The organism is Enterocloster sp. HCN-30185, from assembly GCF_037890305.1.
Lineage (GTDB): Bacteria > Bacillota > Clostridia > Lachnospirales > Lachnospiraceae > Enterocloster.
This window is the reverse complement of sequence record NZ_JBBKBT010000004.1, coordinates 311,551-327,073: the sequence shown is the minus strand read 5'-3', so window position 1 is coordinate 327,073 and position 15,523 is coordinate 311,551. Positions and strand designations below refer to the sequence as shown.

15 protein-coding genes and 1 pseudogene are annotated in these 15,523 nt (G+C 48.0%); 14 read left to right on the top strand and 2 right to left on the bottom strand.

Annotated features, from left to right (window positions below; genetic code table 11):
* The first annotated feature begins 105 nt into the window (after positions 1 to 105).
* From WKT10_RS07355 to WKT10_RS07330, 6 genes and pseudogenes are all read left to right on the top strand, one after another.
* Positions 106 to 267: a hypothetical protein gene (locus WKT10_RS07355; protein ID WP_340276409.1), complete on the top strand. Its 162-nt coding sequence runs from the start codon at positions 106 to 108 to the stop codon at positions 265 to 267.
* Positions 268 to 319: 52 nt separating this feature from the next.
* The gene (locus WKT10_RS07350; RefSeq protein WP_340276407.1) at positions 320 to 586 is read left to right on the top strand and encodes a hypothetical protein; all 267 of its coding nucleotides are present in this window, start codon (positions 320 to 322) and stop codon (positions 584 to 586) included.
* A 111-nt stretch (positions 587 to 697) separates the two neighbouring features.
* Positions 698 to 1,591, top strand: a complete 894-nt coding sequence (locus tag WKT10_RS07345; RefSeq protein WP_340276405.1) for a carbohydrate ABC transporter permease — start codon at positions 698 to 700, stop codon at positions 1,589 to 1,591.
* 12 nt (positions 1,592 to 1,603) lie between these two features.
* Positions 1,604 to 2,431 (top strand): annotated as a pseudogene (locus WKT10_RS07340) (carbohydrate ABC transporter permease).
* A 4-nt stretch (positions 2,432 to 2,435) separates the two neighbouring features.
* On the top strand, positions 2,436 to 4,436 hold the full coding sequence (locus tag WKT10_RS07335; RefSeq protein WP_340276403.1) for an alginate lyase family protein: 2,001 nt from the start codon (positions 2,436 to 2,438) through the stop codon (positions 4,434 to 4,436).
* 46 nt (positions 4,437 to 4,482) lie between these two features.
* Positions 4,483 to 5,661 (top strand): glycoside hydrolase family 88 protein, encoded by a 1,179-nt coding sequence (locus WKT10_RS07330; RefSeq protein ID WP_340276401.1) that lies wholly within the window; start codon positions 4,483 to 4,485, stop codon positions 5,659 to 5,661.
* On the opposite strand, the gene WKT10_RS07325 is transcribed toward WKT10_RS07330, so the two are convergent.
* A complete protein-coding gene (locus WKT10_RS07325) occupies positions 5,658 to 7,133 on the bottom strand; it encodes a cell wall-binding protein (protein ID WP_340276399.1) in 1,476 nt (491 codons plus the stop codon). The genes WKT10_RS07330 and WKT10_RS07325 overlap by 4 nt on opposite strands.
* Positions 7,134 to 7,326: 193 nt before the next feature.
* On the opposite strand from WKT10_RS07325, the gene WKT10_RS07320 reads away from it, so the two are divergent.
* Positions 7,327 to 8,070: a metallophosphoesterase family protein gene (locus tag WKT10_RS07320; RefSeq protein ID WP_066548075.1), complete on the top strand. Its 744-nt coding sequence runs from the start codon at positions 7,327 to 7,329 to the stop codon at positions 8,068 to 8,070.
* Positions 8,071 to 8,100: 30 nt separating this feature from the next.
* Here the strand turns inward: WKT10_RS07320 and WKT10_RS07315 are convergent, their stop codons facing one another.
* Positions 8,101 to 8,925 carry an EAL domain-containing protein gene (locus WKT10_RS07315; RefSeq protein ID WP_337434093.1) on the bottom strand — a complete coding sequence of 275 codons (825 nt, stop codon included), beginning with the start codon at positions 8,923 to 8,925 and terminating at the stop codon, positions 8,101 to 8,103.
* A gap of 273 nt (positions 8,926 to 9,198) precedes the next feature.
* Between WKT10_RS07315 and pyrH the strand changes: the two genes are divergently transcribed.
* The 7 genes from pyrH to ispG all read left to right on the top strand — a co-directional run bounded on the left by pyrH (position 9,199) and on the right by ispG (position 15,520).
* A complete protein-coding gene (gene pyrH, locus WKT10_RS07310; RefSeq protein WP_066548077.1) occupies positions 9,199 to 9,900 on the top strand; it encodes a UMP kinase in 702 nt (233 codons plus the stop codon).
* Positions 9,901 to 9,977: 77 nt separating this feature from the next.
* On the top strand, positions 9,978 to 10,529 hold the full coding sequence (frr, locus tag WKT10_RS07305; RefSeq protein WP_066548080.1) for a ribosome recycling factor: 552 nt from the start codon (positions 9,978 to 9,980) through the stop codon (positions 10,527 to 10,529).
* Positions 10,530 to 10,625: 96 nt separating this feature from the next.
* Positions 10,626 to 11,345 (top strand): isoprenyl transferase, encoded by a 720-nt coding sequence (locus WKT10_RS07300; RefSeq protein ID WP_066550752.1) that lies wholly within the window; start codon positions 10,626 to 10,628, stop codon positions 11,343 to 11,345.
* An 18-nt stretch (positions 11,346 to 11,363) separates the two neighbouring features.
* A complete protein-coding gene (locus WKT10_RS07295; RefSeq protein ID WP_066548082.1) occupies positions 11,364 to 12,164 on the top strand; it encodes a phosphatidate cytidylyltransferase in 801 nt (266 codons plus the stop codon).
* Positions 12,165 to 12,214: 50 nt separating this feature from the next.
* A complete protein-coding gene (locus tag WKT10_RS07290) occupies positions 12,215 to 13,375 on the top strand; it encodes a 1-deoxy-D-xylulose-5-phosphate reductoisomerase (RefSeq protein WP_066548093.1) in 1,161 nt (386 codons plus the stop codon).
* Between the two features lie 4 nt (positions 13,376 to 13,379).
* Entirely contained in the window at positions 13,380 to 14,429 is a 1,050-nt protein-coding gene (gene rseP / locus WKT10_RS07285; protein WP_066548096.1) for an RIP metalloprotease RseP, read from the top strand.
* Between the two features lie 17 nt (positions 14,430 to 14,446).
* Positions 14,447 to 15,520 carry a flavodoxin-dependent (E)-4-hydroxy-3-methylbut-2-enyl-diphosphate synthase gene (gene ispG, locus WKT10_RS07280; RefSeq protein ID WP_337933190.1) on the top strand — a complete coding sequence of 358 codons (1,074 nt, stop codon included), beginning with the start codon at positions 14,447 to 14,449 and terminating at the stop codon, positions 15,518 to 15,520.
* Positions 15,521 to 15,523 lie beyond the last annotated feature (3 nt).

Here is a 15,523-nt window from a genome sequence, read left to right as displayed (position 1 = left end):
GAAATTTTTATAAAAAGTCTTTATTTGTTGAATGGGCTTTGGAAGCTGTTTTTGTTATAGTATACACAGAAAGCAAAGAGGTATTATTTTAAGGAGGACTTTACAATGAGATTAAAAAAGGCAGCAGCGCTTACACTGGTAACCGCTATGACAGCTTCTATGGCAGCAGCTCATCCACAGCTGATTCCAAGGCGGCAGATACCACAGCGGCAGGAGAGAGCACGGAGGAGAAAAAAGAAGAGTTGCTATCAACGCAAAGTCAGATGATCCGGATCTTGCATGGGAGTTTGTAAAATTTGCAACCGGTGAGGAGGGCGCAATGGCTCTGGCTGACAACGGTATCTTCCCGGCTGCATCTACCGATGCGATCAATGAGAAGCTGGCAGCAATTCCCGGTTTCCCTGAGGATGGAACCGATGCTTTAAATATCACAAGCTGGGTACTTGACCGTCCGATCGATGCCAAGATGGCAGCAGTAAGAAAGGTTCTTGAGGAAGAGCATGACCTGATCATGATCGGTGAAGAGGATATTGATACAGGTATTGCAAACATGAACCAGAGAGCAAAGGAAGCAAGAGAGGACTAATCCTCATTTTGAATCCAAAGCCATAATACAAAACGTAAGAGCGTCTGATTTCAGTCTTCAGCGAAAGTTGGACGCTCTTTTTGTACCCTTATATAAGAACAGGTGAGAAAAATGACACAAAAACAGAAAAAAATATTAAAGAGGAACCTGATCGGATATTCTTTTATCCTCCCCAATTTTATCGGATATTTTCTCTTTATTTTCCTTCCGGTGATCTTTACATTCGTTCTCTGTGTGATGAAATGGGACGGTTCTTCTGCTCCCATGGAATTTGTAGGACTTCAAAACTTTGTAAAACTGTTTCATGACAGCAGTTTTATTATTTCGTTTAAAAATACGATTTATTACGCCGTATTTACCGTGCCTCTTACTATGGTGGCGGCTCTTCTCATTGCAATTCTGTTAAATTCCAAGATCAAGGGAATTGTGATTTACCGTACCGCCTTCTTTTTCCCTTATGTGGCATCTTTGGTGGCTGTAGGTGCGGCCTGGAATATGCTGTTCCAGCCGGAGTTTGGACCGATCAATGAATTTCTAAAATGGATCGGGATCGCCAACCCGCCGAAATGGTGCGCTTCTACCGACTGGGCCATGTCCGTTATTATTATCGTCAGCGTGTGGAAATACATGGGCTATTACATGGTCGTTTATCTGGCCGCACTTCAGGGCATTTCCGGAGATCTTTATGAGGCAGCCAGCATTGACGGAGCAACCGGTTTTAAGAAGTTCCGCTATATTACCCTTCCCATGTTAAAGCCAACGACTTTCTTTGTTATCATTATGATGACGATCCAGTGCTTTAAGGTATTTGACCTGATCTATGTTATGACAGGCGGAGGTCCTGGACGTGCAACCAATGTGCTTGTAAACCATATTTACAATGCAGCCTTTGTTGACTTTAAGTTCGGTTATGCCAGCGCCAGCGCTCTTGTGCTGTTTACTGTTGTTCTGGTGGTTACGCTGGTACAGTTCCAGGGTGAAAAGAAATTCACCGATTATGTATAAGGAGGAAGGATCATGGAAACAAGAAAAAACGTTAACCGCATATTTATCTATGGTCTTCTGACTGTACTTGCCATTTTAGTGGTAATACCGTTCGGATGGATGCTCCTTGCATCTGTAAAGACCAGCAACGAGGTGTTCAGCATACCCATGCGTCTGCTCCCCAAGGAATTTCAGTGGGTCAACTATCAGACCATCTGGGAGAAGATTCCGCTTCTTACCTTCTTTAAAAATACATTTTAAATTGCCATCTGCACCACAGCCGTTCAGGTTCTCACCAGCTGTTTTGCAGCCTACGGCTTTTCAAAAGTTCAGTTTAAGGGAAGAGATACCCTGTTTTTAATTTCTGTTACCACCTTTGCAGTACCCTGGCAGGCATACATGGTAACGCAGTTTGCACTGATTTCCCGTATGCATCTGACCGACTCCCATCTGGGATTGATCCTGATGCAGGCATTCTCCGGTTTTGGCGTATTCCTGATCCGTCAGTTTATGATCGGTGTACCAAATGAACTTTTGGAGGCAGCCAGAATTGATGGCTTAAACGAATACGGAATTTTTGCAAGAGTGGCGCTTCCTCTGGTAAAGCCTGGAATTACAACCCTGGTTATTTTTACATTTGTAAATATCTGGAATGACTTTATGGGGCCCTTGATCTATTTAAACAGTACAGAGTTAAAGACCATCCAGTTAGGTATCCGTATGTTTATTTCCCAGTACGGCGCAGATTATGCACTGATCATGGCTGCTTCAGTCTGCTCTCTGATCCCTGTGCTCATCGTATTTATGGTATGCCAGAAGTGGTTCGTGGAAGGCATCACAGCCGGCGGCGTAAAGGGGTGAGCCTATGACAGGAGAAGTGATGAAGGAGCAGGCCGGATACTGTAAGAGCCGCTGGGCTGATCAGTGCAGCCACAGTATACAGACCGCAGAGGATGTTTTAAATCGGAAATTTCTCTTTGATCTGCCCTGGGATATGGAGCAGACCACGGAGCCTGTGATTTTTACAGATCAGATTGACTGGCAGTATATGCCCGGAGGCGATCCTGAGTTTATCTATCAGTTTAACCGTCACCGCTATTGGATCTGTATGGGTCAGGCCTATGCGCTTACAGGAAATGAAGCCTATGCGGCCTGCTTTAAAGAGCAGCTTTTATCCTGGATTTCGGAAAATCCGATTACAGAGTCTACAAAAAAGACTACCTGGAGAACCATTGAAGCCGGTATCCGCGGAGAAAACTGGTGCAAAGCCATTGAGTATTTTGAATCCAGTCCCCATATGGGAGATGAGGAGAAACAGGCCTTTATAAAGGGCCTGCTCCTTCATGGGGAATATCTTTTTAACTGCCGGGTTCTGTTCAGCGATAAGAGCAACTGGGGCGTTTTGGAAAATCACGGACTTTTCTGTATCGGAGCCTTCCTTTCAAAAAAGGAATGGGCGATTGAGGAAAGCAGCCGGAAAAAGGGCGCTCTTTATATCGAAGAGGCTTTAAAAAGGCTTAAGCGGGAGCTGGCAATCCAGGTAATGGACGACGGAGTCCACTGGGAACAGTCTCCCATGTACCATAATGAGGTTCTACGTTGTATTCTGGAGGTTTTAAGGGTCGCAGAGCTGTATGAGATTCCGGTGGCGGAGGATATTGAAAATGCGGCCAGAGCTATGGCCATGGCAGATCTTTTGTGGAGCAAGCCGGATCATACCCAGCCTGCAAACGGGGACAGCGACCGGACAGATCTTCGGGATGTGCTTACACCGGCCGCATGGCTGCTTAAGCATCCGCTTCTTCGCTTTGGAGGTTATGACTGTCTGGATTTTGAAAGTGCCTGGGAAATGGGAATGGAGGCCGTGATCGGCTATGAACAGATGACGAAGGAAACTCCCCAAAATGAGCTGGTTTCTCTGGAGGCCAGCGGACAGGCCGTTCTGCGTTCCGGATGGGATCAGAAGGCAGATTACCTTCATTTCATGTGCGGAAGCCTGGGAGGCGGCCACGGCCACTTTGGCAAGCTCCATCTGGACCTGTCTTATGAGGGAGAGGACGTGCTGATCGATACAGGACGTTATACCTATGTGGATGGAACGCTGCGCAGGACATTAAAGTCTGCAAAGGCTCACAATGTCCCTATGGCAGATGACAGAGAATATACAGAGTGTACTGGCTCCTGGAATGTAAGAAATGCCGCAGCTTATGCCGGAATGAGAGCGGTGCAGAAAGGGCAGTATACACTGTTTGAGGGAGCCCATCTGGGATATATGGATGCGGGAGTCTATGTATGCCGAAAAGTTCTGTCGATCGGTACAAAGATTCAGATAATCGCAGACAGTTTTTACGGTTTTTGGGAGCATGTGTGCAGTCAGCACTTCCACTTAAATCCAGCCGGACAGACGACGCTTACAAAGGAAGACCAGGCATCTGGTTTGGGATTTTCCTATCAGGGAATCAAAACAGGAGCAAAGGCGTTTGTTCTGATGCCGGGAGCAGAAATCTCTATGGAGCAGGGGCCGGTATCCTTCCACTATAACCAGCTTACGGAATGTCCCTGGATCTGCATCCGAAAAAAGATGGCTCTTCCAGGCACTCTGATTACAGTCATTTTTAATGACAATACAGCAGACGCCAGCCTGGTTCCGGTGACCGTTCCAGTAACAGGAGAAGTGTTAAAGGATCAGGATGCTCAGGCCCTGCGTATCAGAATGGGAGACCATTCCTATCTGGCCGTATTCAATCATCGGGAGACAGGCGCCGATATGGAATATATCGGAGCAGACGGACATTACGGCCTGGGCCGGGTGATGATCTGTGAGGAAAACCAGCCGGAACCTGAAATGACGGTTCTTTCCTGGTAAAACTGCCCGATTGGGAGCAGAATCATATAACAAATGGAGAAAAATTATGCAGACAGCGGAACGCTTAGAACAATATGAAAGAATTACAGGCCGGGAAGCAGAAGATTTTCTGGCCAGGGCAGTGAAACTGGTACAGGAAAACCTGCCGGAATTTACAGAATATTTTCCCGATTCCAACAGCGAGGGAAATTTTTATCCGCAGACGGAAAACAGAGAATGGACCACCGGCTTTTGGACCGGAGAGATCTGGCTGGCTTATGAGCGAACAAAGGATGAGAACCTGAAAAAAGCGGGGCTGCTTCAGGCAAAGTCTTTTTTAAAGAGGATTACAGAGCGTGTGGACGTAGATAACCACGATATGGGATTTCTTTATACTCCGTCCTGTGTGGCGGCTTACCGGCTTACCGGTGATGAAACTGCAAAAAAAGCCGCCCTTATGGCAGCGGATAATCTGATGGAACGGTTTCAGGAAAAGGGAAGGTTCTTTCAGGCCTGGGGTGAACTGGGAGCAAAGGACAATTACCGTCTTATCATTGACTGTCTTTTAAATATGCCTTTGCTGTTTTGGGCCAGTGAGGTGACAGGAGATCCAAAGTACAGAGAAAAGGCTACGGCTCACATTCTCACAGCCATGAACTGTGTGATCCGCCCGGATCATTCCACCTACCATACCTATTTCTTTGATCCTGAGACGGGAGAGCCTGTAAAGGGTGTGACTCATCAGGGCAACCGCGACGGTTCCGCATGGAGCAGAGGACAGGCCTGGGGAATTTACGGCAGTGCTTTAAGCTATCATTTCTTAAAGGATCCTGCATATATTGATATTTTCAGAAAAGTTACAGATTATTTTGTAACGCATCTGCCTTCCGATCTGATCCCCTACTGGGATTTTGATTTTGATGACGGCAGTACAGAACCCAGAGATTCCTCCTCCGCAGCAATCGCAGCCTGCGGTATGCTGGAGATGGCAAAATATCTGGAGCCTGAGGAGGCAGAAAAATATACAGCCCTGGCAGAAAAACTGATAAAGGCCCTTTGCGATCACTGCGCCGTAAAGGATCACAGTGAGTCAAACGGCCTTCTTCTTCACGGAACCTATGTCAGAGCCAGCAAGGGAAATCCCTGTACCAACCGGGGGGTGGATGAGTGCAATACCTGGGGAGATTATTTCTTCATGGAAGCCCTCACCCGTCTGACCGCCGACTGGAAGGTATACTGGTATTAGTTTCCGTTTAAAACGTATTCCTTATCATAAATGACTTCTGGAAGGGTAGAGGCATCAGATGCTTCTACCTTTCCTTCTACATTCTTATCATCATCAATATAGTAGATAGTGCCGCCGGAAATTTTATACATATAGGAACCGTCTACCTTATAATTTTTGCTGTCCGTCTGAACCTTTCCCGATTCATTTACAAGGTACAGGCGGTTTTTTACCTCAAAGACTTCAAAATCAGAGCCGTCTTCGGCCTCTACCAGCCGTCCCTGATAGTAAAGATAGTCGTCCTTGGTGCCATTTAGACCGGCTCCCTTATCAGAACCGGAGTCTGCAAAGTAATAGGTGCCGCTGTCTCCGTCTACATTCAGATTGGTCTTCTTTCCGGTCACCATTTTTCCGTCGGAGTTACTGTCTCCGAAATAGCCTACCATTTCTTCCCCGGACTGGTTTACCATGCGGATCATACCGGTCTGGCGCACGCCGTAAGGGTTAAAGAAATAGGAATCCCCATTCACCTTTGTAGTAGCCCGGCTCATGCTGGAGGCTTTTGCATTTAAATAGGCCGGCGTTCCGTCGCTTTCAAAATAGTACCAGTTGGAATCTCCGTCTTCTGGCATTTCGTCCGTATCTCCTTCTGCAAGCTCATCCTTGTCATCACAGCTTGCAGGATGCTCCGTCAGCTCCAGCCAGGTATCTCTTGCCATGGTACCGTCATTTTCATCGCCCAGATAGACAAAGCGGCTGATCCCTGTCGTGTCTCCTGCCTCGGCCTCCTCCTCAGCAGCGATCCAGCCTGTCATCATAACGCCGTCCTCATTAAAATAATATTTCCGGTCATTGATGGTTTCGACTGCGTAGGTACGGTCATCTGCCCTTTTTGCCTTGCCGTTGGACTGAAAGTAAAACCATTTGGAGGAATCGGAGGCAGAGCTGCGTGCTTCGGAAATGTCGCCATCTTCGGGCTTGTCCTCTTCATCGTAATCCAGACACTGCCAGCCGGTTTTTGCATAGCCCTGGTTCTCGCCGCCCAGATAGTAGATATCATCCCCGTCAAAAAACCAGCCCGTACGCATCCGGCCGTCGCTGTCAAAGGCATATTTATACGTTCCAATGGTTTCCCAGCCATCACGCTCAAGCTTTCCCTTAGAATCCGTATAGTACCAGCCCGCAGGCTTTGAGCCGCCCTCCTCGGTGATGTGGATCCAGGAATTTTTGACCATGGCGCCGGAATCATTTACATAGTATTCATCGTCGATCCACTGGTTCACCGTCATCTTTCCGTCGCTCCCCAGATAAAAGGAAGAGTCGCCGGAGGTTTTCCAGGTATTTGTCACATAGTTTCCGGAAGCATCTTTATAACGCCAGGTGCCGTCCTCCGTGACCCAGCCGATATCCGCTGCCTGAGCGCAGAATGCAGAACCCAAAGAGAGAAGCAGGGCTGCTCCGAGGGTAGGAATGAATGACTTGTATTTTTTCATGATCAAAGGTTCTCCTTCTGGTAATTTTTTGAAATTTACAGGTCTATTGTATCATATAGAAAAGTTCCACACAATAAAGTTCACAAAATTGTCAGAAAATGTGCTGTTTTTTGTTATCCTTTCATTGAAAAAATGGAAGCTTTCCTTTATAATCATAAATCGTGGGACGACACAGCCCTAAAGGAGGAGACAAATGGAACGGGGACCCATACGGGCGGCTATTATATCAGATACCCACGGCGTTTTAAGGCCGGAGGTGGAACGGATTTTAGAGACCTGCGATGTGATCGTACATGCAGGAGATTTTGATACGCAGATGCTTTATCACAAGCTGGAGGTAAACCAGCCCCTTTTTGCGGTGAGGGGAAACAATGACCGCGGCTGGTCCGGAGGCCTTCCGGGGATTAAGCGTTTTGAGATCGAAGGCGTAAAATTCATCATGGCTCACGAAAGGACACAGATTCCGGGCAGCCTGGGAGACGCTCAGGTGGTTGTTTTTGGCCATTCCCATATGTACCAGCAGCAGGAGATAAATGGACGGCTCTGGCTCAATCCAGGAAGCTGCGGCTATAAACGTGGTACCCTGCCCCTTTCCATGGCGGTGATGACCATAGAAAACGGAGCCTATACGCTGGAAACCATATGGCTGGAAAAGGGCTACGGAACGCCCGAAGATGCCATCGCAAAACGGGAAAAACCGAAGAAAAACAGGTATGAGCGTCAGCAGAAGCGTCATATGCAGGAGAAAAAGGATAAGGAAATGCTGTTTTTGATCGCAAAGATCCTGCGTCTTTATCAGGCAGATGCTTCCAGAGCCTGGGTTGTTAAAAATACAGGAAATGACCCAGAGCTTACAGCAAAAATTTACGATCTGTGCGGGATGGAGGAAACCTCCGACGCCCACCGGATTCTGGCAAAATTAAAGGAAGGGATCTGAAACCAGGTCTCTTCCTTTTATAAATGCGCCTTAGCGCGCCATCTTTTTCTTTTCCTCTTCCACAGTGATCCGTGATTCCTCCAGCGTACAGCCGAGAACCTTAATGAGAGTTTCCTTTTCCATGGTAGGAGCGTAGTAGAAGCCCTGCTGGTACTCACATTCATAGCCGTTTAAGGTATTGAGCTGATTTTCTGTTTCCACGCCTTCAGCGATGATATGGATGTTTAAATTCTTTGCAATCTGGATCAGGCCCCCGGCGATGGCTGCGCAGGAAGGATTTGTTTCCAGCTGCCATACAAACATACGCTCCAGCTTTACTGTGTTTACCGGAAGGTCAAGGATGCCTGTAACCGGGACACAGCCGGAACCGAAATGGTTCAGTACCAGCTCCACGCCAAGGTGTGCCAGCTCCTGCATGGTAATATTTACGTTTAAGTAAACGGAGGATAAAGCTGTATCATCCAGCTCTAAAGCAAGTTTTCCGGATGGGATATGGAAACGGGTAATTACATCCTCTACCTTGTCTATAAAGTCCTCCTGGGTCAGCAGGAGAGGAGATACAGGAATACAGATGGATTCAAACTCTTTTCCTTCTTCCATCAGACGTGCGATCAAACGGCCCGCATCCTCCAGGGCATAGTAGCCAACGGCCCGTATCTGCCCGGAGTCCTCGGCAATGGGGCGGTAGCGGACCTCGATTTCATTTTTCTCCAGAGCAGTCTGCAGATATCGGGCAATGGCCTGGCGGCGCAGAACCTGCTCGTGAAGTTTGGAGTCAAAGACAGCGTACTGGTTTGGACCGTATTCCTCAGCGGCAGATACGGCAGCGTCGAGATTTTTCAGGACCGAGGTCATATCCGCTCCATAGGCAGGACAGGAGCAGATGCCGATTTGGGATATGAATCTCCCTAAAAATGTGCGATATTTAAAATCCTGCAACGTACCAATATATTCCATTATAGTACAATACAGGCAAAATCTCAAATTTAATTCAAAAATGCTGAAAAATATAAAAGTTGTTTCCTTTTTCTTTGCAAATGGACCGGAGTATGGTATACTGTAATGAGAGTATCAGCTGCCGCCATGTTCGGCTGTCAGGTGATAAGTGAACAAAGGAGAGATTCACCCATGAAAATGAATCGAGTATTTTTAAAATTAAGCGGCGAGGCACTTGCCGGACCGAAAAAGACCGGGTTTGATGAGGATACGGTAAAAGAAGTTGCCAGACAGGTAAAGCTTTCTGTGGATGCAGGTGTCCAGGTAGGTATCGTGATCGGAGGCGGGAATTTCTGGAGAGGCCGCACCAGTGAGGCTATTGACCGTACAAAAGCGGATCAGATCGGCATGCTGGCTACGATTATGAACTGCATTTATGTATCTGAGATTTTCCGCAATGCAGGGATGAAAACCCAGATTTTAACCCCCTTTGAGTGCGGCTCTATGACAAAGCTGTTTTCAAAAGACCGTGCAAATAAGTGCTTTGAACAGGGAATGGTGGTATTTTTTGCAGGCGGAACCGGTCATCCGTACTTCTCTACGGATACGGGAATTGCGCTTCGGGCCATTGAGATGGATGCAGACTGCATTCTGCTGGCAAAGGCAATTGACGGCGTATACGACAGCGATCCTAAGCTGAATCCTGAAGCGAAAAAGTATGATACCATTTCCATTCAGGAGGTTATCGATAAGCAGCTGGCAGTGGTAGATCTGACTGCTTCCATCATGTGCATGGAGCATAAGATGCCCATGGCTGTATTCAGCTTAAATGAACCAGACGGCATTGCAAACGCTATGCAGGGCCGGATCAACGGAACCATCGTTACCGCATAGTTTCCGGCAGGACGCAGGCGCCGCCGGGTATGAATTTTATAAAATCAGGCCGACAGGCCCGCATTACAGGAGGACATATGGAAGATTTAAAGTTTTATGAGGATAAGATGAACAAGACACTGGACGTACTGGTATCTGATTACGCTGCCATCCGCGCAGGCCGTGCCAATCCCCATGTTCTTGATAAGATCAGAGTTGACTATTACGGCACTCCGACCCCGATTCAGCAGGTGGGCAATGTATCTGTTCCCGAGGCCCGCATGATCGTAATCCAGCCATGGGAGAAGAGCCTGTTAAAGGCCATCGAAAAGGCAATCCTTACCTCTGAGCTGGGCATTAACCCAACCAATGACGGAAACTGCATCCGCTTAGTCTTCCCTGAGATGACAGAGGACCGCAGAAAAGAGGTTGCCAAGGATGTAAAGAAAAAGGGAGATGGAGCCAAGGTTGCCATCCGCAACATCCGCCGGGATGCAAATGACGCATTTAAAAAGGCAGAAAAAGCAGGAGATATGTCAGAGGACGAACTGGCAGAGACTACAGAGAAGATGCAGAAGCTTACCGATAAGATGGTTGAGCGCGTAGATAAGCTGGTAGAAGAAAAGACAAAGGAAATCATGACCGTTTAAGGCCGTGAAAGGGATACTTCCCATATGTGGAGGCAGGAGCGACTCCTGCCTTTTCATCTATTCAGAAATATTCCTGGAGAGAAAGGCGGAGAAAGAATGGCTTTAGATACAAATGCAGTAATACCGGCCCATGTGGCCCTGATCTTAGACGGAAACGGACGGTGGGCTAAAAAAAGAGGGCTTCCCAGAACCATGGGACATAAGGAGGGCTGCGTTACAGTAGAGAAAACGGTGGAAATTGCAGCCAGAATGGGCATCCGTTATCTGACGGTTTATGGATTTTCCACGGAAAACTGGAAGCGCTCCGAGGATGAGGTAGGAGCTCTGATGCAGCTGTTCCGCTACTACATGGTGCGCCTGTTAAAAATTGCTTCTGCAAATAATGTCCGGGTGAAGATGATCGGAGACCGGTCCCGCTTTGCAAAGGATATCATTGCAGGCATCAACCGTCTGGAAAATGAGACAAAGGACAATACAGGCCTTACGTTTGTGATCGCGGTAAATTACGGCGGCAGGGATGAGATCCGCAGGGCAGCTGCAAAACTGGCAACTGACGCCGCCAGAGGAGCGCTGGATCCGGATGCTGTAACAGAGGATGTATTTGCCTCTTATCTGGATACGGCGGGAATCCCGGATCCGGATCTTTTGATCCGTACCAGCGGTGAACTGCGCCTGTCTAATTACCTTTTATGGCAGCTGGCTTATACAGAGCTTTATGTAACAGACTGTCTGTGGCCTGATTTCAGCCAGGAAGAGCTGGAAAAGGCAATCCTGCAGTATAATAAAAGAGACCGGCGGTTCGGCGGAGTAAAGTAGGAAAGGAGACAGAAGTCCATGTTTACCACACGACTGATAAGCGGAATTATACTGGTGCTTCTGGCAGTCCTTTTTGTGGGAAAGGGAGGACTGATCCTGTTTGGAGTCACAGCCCTTATTTCACTTGTGGGCCTTTTTGAGTTGTATCGTGTTTTGGGGATTGAAAATCGTTCGGTAGGTGCGGTGGGTTATATTACAGCCCTTTCTTACTATGGGATTTTGTGGTGGGAAGGCCATGAGTATCTGAACCTTATGATTATCCTCTGTCTGATGGTGTTAATGGGTCTTTATGTATTTACCTTTCCAAAGTACAAGACAGAAGAGATTACAGGGGCTTTTTTCGGTGTATGCTATGTTCCGGTGATGCTTTCCTTTTTGTATCAGACCAGGGAAATGCAGGACGGAGTTTATCTGGTGTGGCTGATCTTTTTAAGTTCCTGGGGCTGTGATACCTGCGCTTACTGCAGTGGGATGCTTCTTGGAAAACATAAGCTGGCTCCTGTGTTAAGCCCTAAAAAATCCATAGAGGGAGCAATAGGCGGTACTCTTGGTTCTGCGATTTTAGGTCTCATTTATGCATGGATCTTTGGTTCCAGAATGCACGGGATTGAAGAACCCGTGATTGCTTGTACCGTAGCCTGTGCCATTGCGGCTGTTATTTCCCAGATCGGAGATCTGGCGGCATCTGCCATTAAACGTAATCACAAAGTAAAAGACTACGGTCATATCATACCGGGGCACGGAGGGATTCTCGACCGGTTTGACAGTATGATCTTTACCGCTCCGGCGATTTATTTTGTTCTTACCTTTTTAGGATAAACGATTTTGTGAAAAATGTGTATTTTCGTAAAATGAGGAGAATATAAGTTATGATAAAGAAGATCTCAGTTCTGGGTTCTACGGGTTCCATCGGTACTCAGACACTGGAAATTGCAAGATACAATCAGGACATTGGGATCACTGCGCTGGCGGCAGGTTCCAATGTGGAGCTTTTGGAAAAGCAGGTACGGGAATTTCATCCCAAAATCGCCTGCCTCTGGAAAGAAGAGGCGGCCAGAGAGCTTAAACGCCGGATCAGGGATCTGGATGTGAAGGTGGTAAGCGGGATGGAAGGCTTGATGGAGGCAGCCTGTGAGCCGGAGGCTCAGATTGTGGTGACTGCTGTAGTAGGCATGATCGGTATCCGCCCTACCATAGCGGCCATGGAGGCGGGAAAGGATATTGCCCTGGCAAATAAGGAAACCCTTGTGACGGCAGGCCATATCATTATGCCTCTGGCAAAGGAAAAGGGAGTAAAGATTCTTCCTGTAGATTCGGAACATTCTGCTATTTTCCAATGCCTTCAGGGAGCGGGAGAGAACCGGATCCACAAGATTCTTCTGACGGCTTCCGGAGGCCCATTCAGAGGCCGCTCCAGAGAACAGCTGGCCGGTGTACAGCCGGAGGATGCCTTAAAGCATCCCAACTGGTCCATGGGGCGCAAGATTACCATTGATTCTTCTACTATGGTAAATAAGGGACTGGAGGTTATGGAGGCCCACTGGCTCTTTGATGTGGATATGGATCAGGTTCAGGTAGTGATCCAGCCTGCCAGCGTGATCCACTCCATGATCGAATATGAGGATGGAGCCGTGATCGCACAGCTTGGCACACCGGATATGAAGCTGCCCATTCAGTACGCTCTTTACTATCCGGAGCGCCGTTTCCTTCCGGGAGACCGTCTGGATTTTACAAAGTTAAAAGAGATTACGTTTGATGAGCCGGATATGGAAACCTTCCGGGGCTTAAAGCTGGCTTACGAGGCCGGAAAAGCCGGAGGCTCCCTGCCTACCGTGTTTAACGCGGCCAATGAACTGGCGGTTTCATTGTTTCTGGAGAAAAAAATCCCCTATCTAGCCATCACAGATCTGATCCAGGGCGCGATGGAAAACCATAAGAGAAAAGCGGCTCCGAATGTGGATCAGATTCTGGCAGCGGAGCAGGAGGCATATGACTTTATCAGAGAGACATTAAGAAAGGAACGCATTTAGCCAGATGAATATCATTTTATCAATACTGATCCTGGGGGCCATTATTCTGATCCATGAACTGGGCCATTTTCTGATGGCAAAGGTTTGTGGAATCGGGGTAGTGGAGTTTTCTCTGGGTATGGGGCCCAGATTGTTCAGTGTGGAGATGGGGGAAACCAAGTATTCCATCAAGGCCTTTCCTTTTGGCGGTTCCTGTGCCATGTTGGGAGAAGATGAGGAAGCGGATGAGGAGAGCGCCTTTGGAAATAAATCGGTCTGGGCCAGAATTGCCGTCGTGGCCGGAGGCCCTGTATTTAATTTTATACTGGCATTTTTTCTGGCAATGATCTTGGTGGGCGTTTCCGGCGGCTATACGGTTCCTGAGGTTTTGGGAGTAGAGGAGGGCTTTCCTGCAAAGGAGGCCGGTCTTTTACCAGGAGATGTGATTACCCATGTCAATGGCCGTTCCATCCATTCCTACCGGGATTTTACAACCTATGTGTTTACCCATCCGGGAAAGGAGCTTAAGCTCACCTGGAAAAGGGAAGGAGAAGATGGAAAAAAGGAAAAACTGAGCGCTTCTGTGACGCCTGTGCTTACAGAAAATGGACAGCAGCTCATTGGCGTACAGTTTCAGCCTGGGATTGAACCGGCAGATACACTTTTGGAGCTGATGCGCCAGTCGGTATATGAGGTACAGTTCTGGATCCGATATGTATTTGATACCTTTTATATGATGTTTCATGGAGCCGTATCGGTTGATGATATCAGCGGCCCGGTTGGAATCGTAAGCACCATCGATCAGACCGTGGATGAGGCGTCACAGGCGGGAGCCGGGGCTGTGGCGATGACTCTGGTAAATTTCGGCGTTCTTTTAAGCGCCAATCTGGGTGTGATGAACCTGATCCCTTTTCCGGCCCTGGATGGCGGAAGGCTGTTTTTCCTGTTTTTGGAGGCTCTTCGAGGAAAGCCTGTTGACCAGGAAAAGGAAGCCATGATCCATACAGCGGGAATGGCGCTTTTACTGGCGTTTATGGTATTTATTCTGTTTAACGATGTGAGAAAGCTGTTTTAACAGGAGGAAACGTTAAGATGACAAGAAACGATACACGGGTGGTCAGGATCGGAGACCGGGTGATCGGAGGAGGAAATCCGGTACTGATCCAGTCCATGTGCAATACAAAAACAGAGGATGTGGCGGCTACAGTGGCTCAGATCCTTAAACTGGAGGAGGCCGGATGCGAGATCATCCGGGTGGCTGTGCCAACGATGGAGGCGGCAGAGGCCCTGAAACAGATAAAAAAGGAGATCCATATTCCCCTGGTGGCAGATATCCATTTTGATTATCGCCTTGCGGTGGCAGCCATAGAAAACGGAGTGGATAAGATCCGTATCAATCCCGGAAATATCGGAAGCAGGGAACGCGTGAAGGCTGTGGTAGATGCTGCAAAGGCGCGCCGGATTCCCATCCGTGTAGGCGTAAACAGCGGTTCTCTGGAAAAGGATCTGATTGCAAAGTACGGGGGTGTGACTGCACAGGGGATTGTAGAAAGTGCGCTGGATAAGGTGAAAATGATAGAAGACATGGATTACGATCATCTGGTGATCAGCATTAAATCCTCAGACGTAATGATGTGCGTGAAAGCCCATGAGGAGATTGCCAAAAAGACCGATTATCCGCTTCATGTAGGCATCACAGAATCCGGTACTCTTATGTCCGGAAATATTAAGTCCGCGGTAGGTCTGGGGATTATTCTGTACCAGGGAATCGGAGACACGATCCGGGTATCCCTTACAGGCGATCCGGTGGAGGAAATCAAGTCTGCCAGGCGGATTTTAAAGACTCTGGGCTTAAGAAAAGGCGGAGTAGAGGTTGTTTCCTGTCCCACCTGTGGCCGCACGCGCATTGATCTGATCGGACTGGCCAACCGGGTAGAAACCATGGTTACCGGTCTTGAGGGACTGGATGGTGTAAAGGTTGCTGTTATGGGCTGTGTGGTAAACGGACCGGGCGAGGCAAAAGAAGCAGATATCGGGATTGCAGGCGGAATCGGAGAGGGGCTTTTGATCAAAAAAGGCGAAATTGTCCGAAAGGTGCCGGAGGAACAGCTGTTAAATGTGCTGAAAGAGGAATTAACAGCAATGGCAGTGGAAAGAAAGAAGTAATTT

Excerpts from the sequence above, each read along its gene's own strand:
- WKT10_RS07345 (WP_340276405.1), top strand. The coding sequence starts at position 698 with ATGACACAAAAACAGAAAAAAATATTAAAGAGGAACCTGATCGGATAT.
- pyrH (WP_066548077.1), top strand. The coding sequence starts at position 9,199 with ATGAAAATGAATCGAGTATTTTTAAAATTAAGCGGCGAGGCACTTGCC.
- WKT10_RS07315 (WP_337434093.1), bottom strand. The coding sequence starts at position 8,925 with ATGACCTCGGTCCTGAAAAATCTCGACGCTGCCGTATCTGCCGCTGAG.
- WKT10_RS07320 (WP_066548075.1), top strand. The coding sequence starts at position 7,327 with ATGGAACGGGGACCCATACGGGCGGCTATTATATCAGATACCCACGGC.
- WKT10_RS07290 (WP_066548093.1), top strand. The coding sequence starts at position 12,215 with ATGATAAAGAAGATCTCAGTTCTGGGTTCTACGGGTTCCATCGGTACT.
- frr (WP_066548080.1), top strand. The coding sequence starts at position 9,978 with ATGGAAGATTTAAAGTTTTATGAGGATAAGATGAACAAGACACTGGAC.
- WKT10_RS07325 (WP_340276399.1), bottom strand. The coding sequence starts at position 7,133 with ATGAAAAAATACAAGTCATTCATTCCTACCCTCGGAGCAGCCCTGCTT.
- WKT10_RS07335 (WP_340276403.1), top strand. The coding sequence starts at position 2,436 with ATGACAGGAGAAGTGATGAAGGAGCAGGCCGGATACTGTAAGAGCCGC.
- WKT10_RS07295 (WP_066548082.1), top strand. The coding sequence starts at position 11,364 with ATGTTTACCACACGACTGATAAGCGGAATTATACTGGTGCTTCTGGCA.
- rseP (WP_066548096.1), top strand. The coding sequence starts at position 13,380 with ATGAATATCATTTTATCAATACTGATCCTGGGGGCCATTATTCTGATC.
- WKT10_RS07350 (WP_340276407.1), top strand. The coding sequence starts at position 320 with ATGGCTCTGGCTGACAACGGTATCTTCCCGGCTGCATCTACCGATGCG.
- WKT10_RS07300 (WP_066550752.1), top strand. The coding sequence starts at position 10,626 with ATGGCTTTAGATACAAATGCAGTAATACCGGCCCATGTGGCCCTGATC.
- WKT10_RS07330 (WP_340276401.1), top strand. The coding sequence starts at position 4,483 with ATGCAGACAGCGGAACGCTTAGAACAATATGAAAGAATTACAGGCCGG.
- WKT10_RS07355 (WP_340276409.1), top strand. The coding sequence starts at position 106 with ATGAGATTAAAAAAGGCAGCAGCGCTTACACTGGTAACCGCTATGACA.
- ispG (WP_337933190.1), top strand. The coding sequence starts at position 14,447 with ATGACAAGAAACGATACACGGGTGGTCAGGATCGGAGACCGGGTGATC.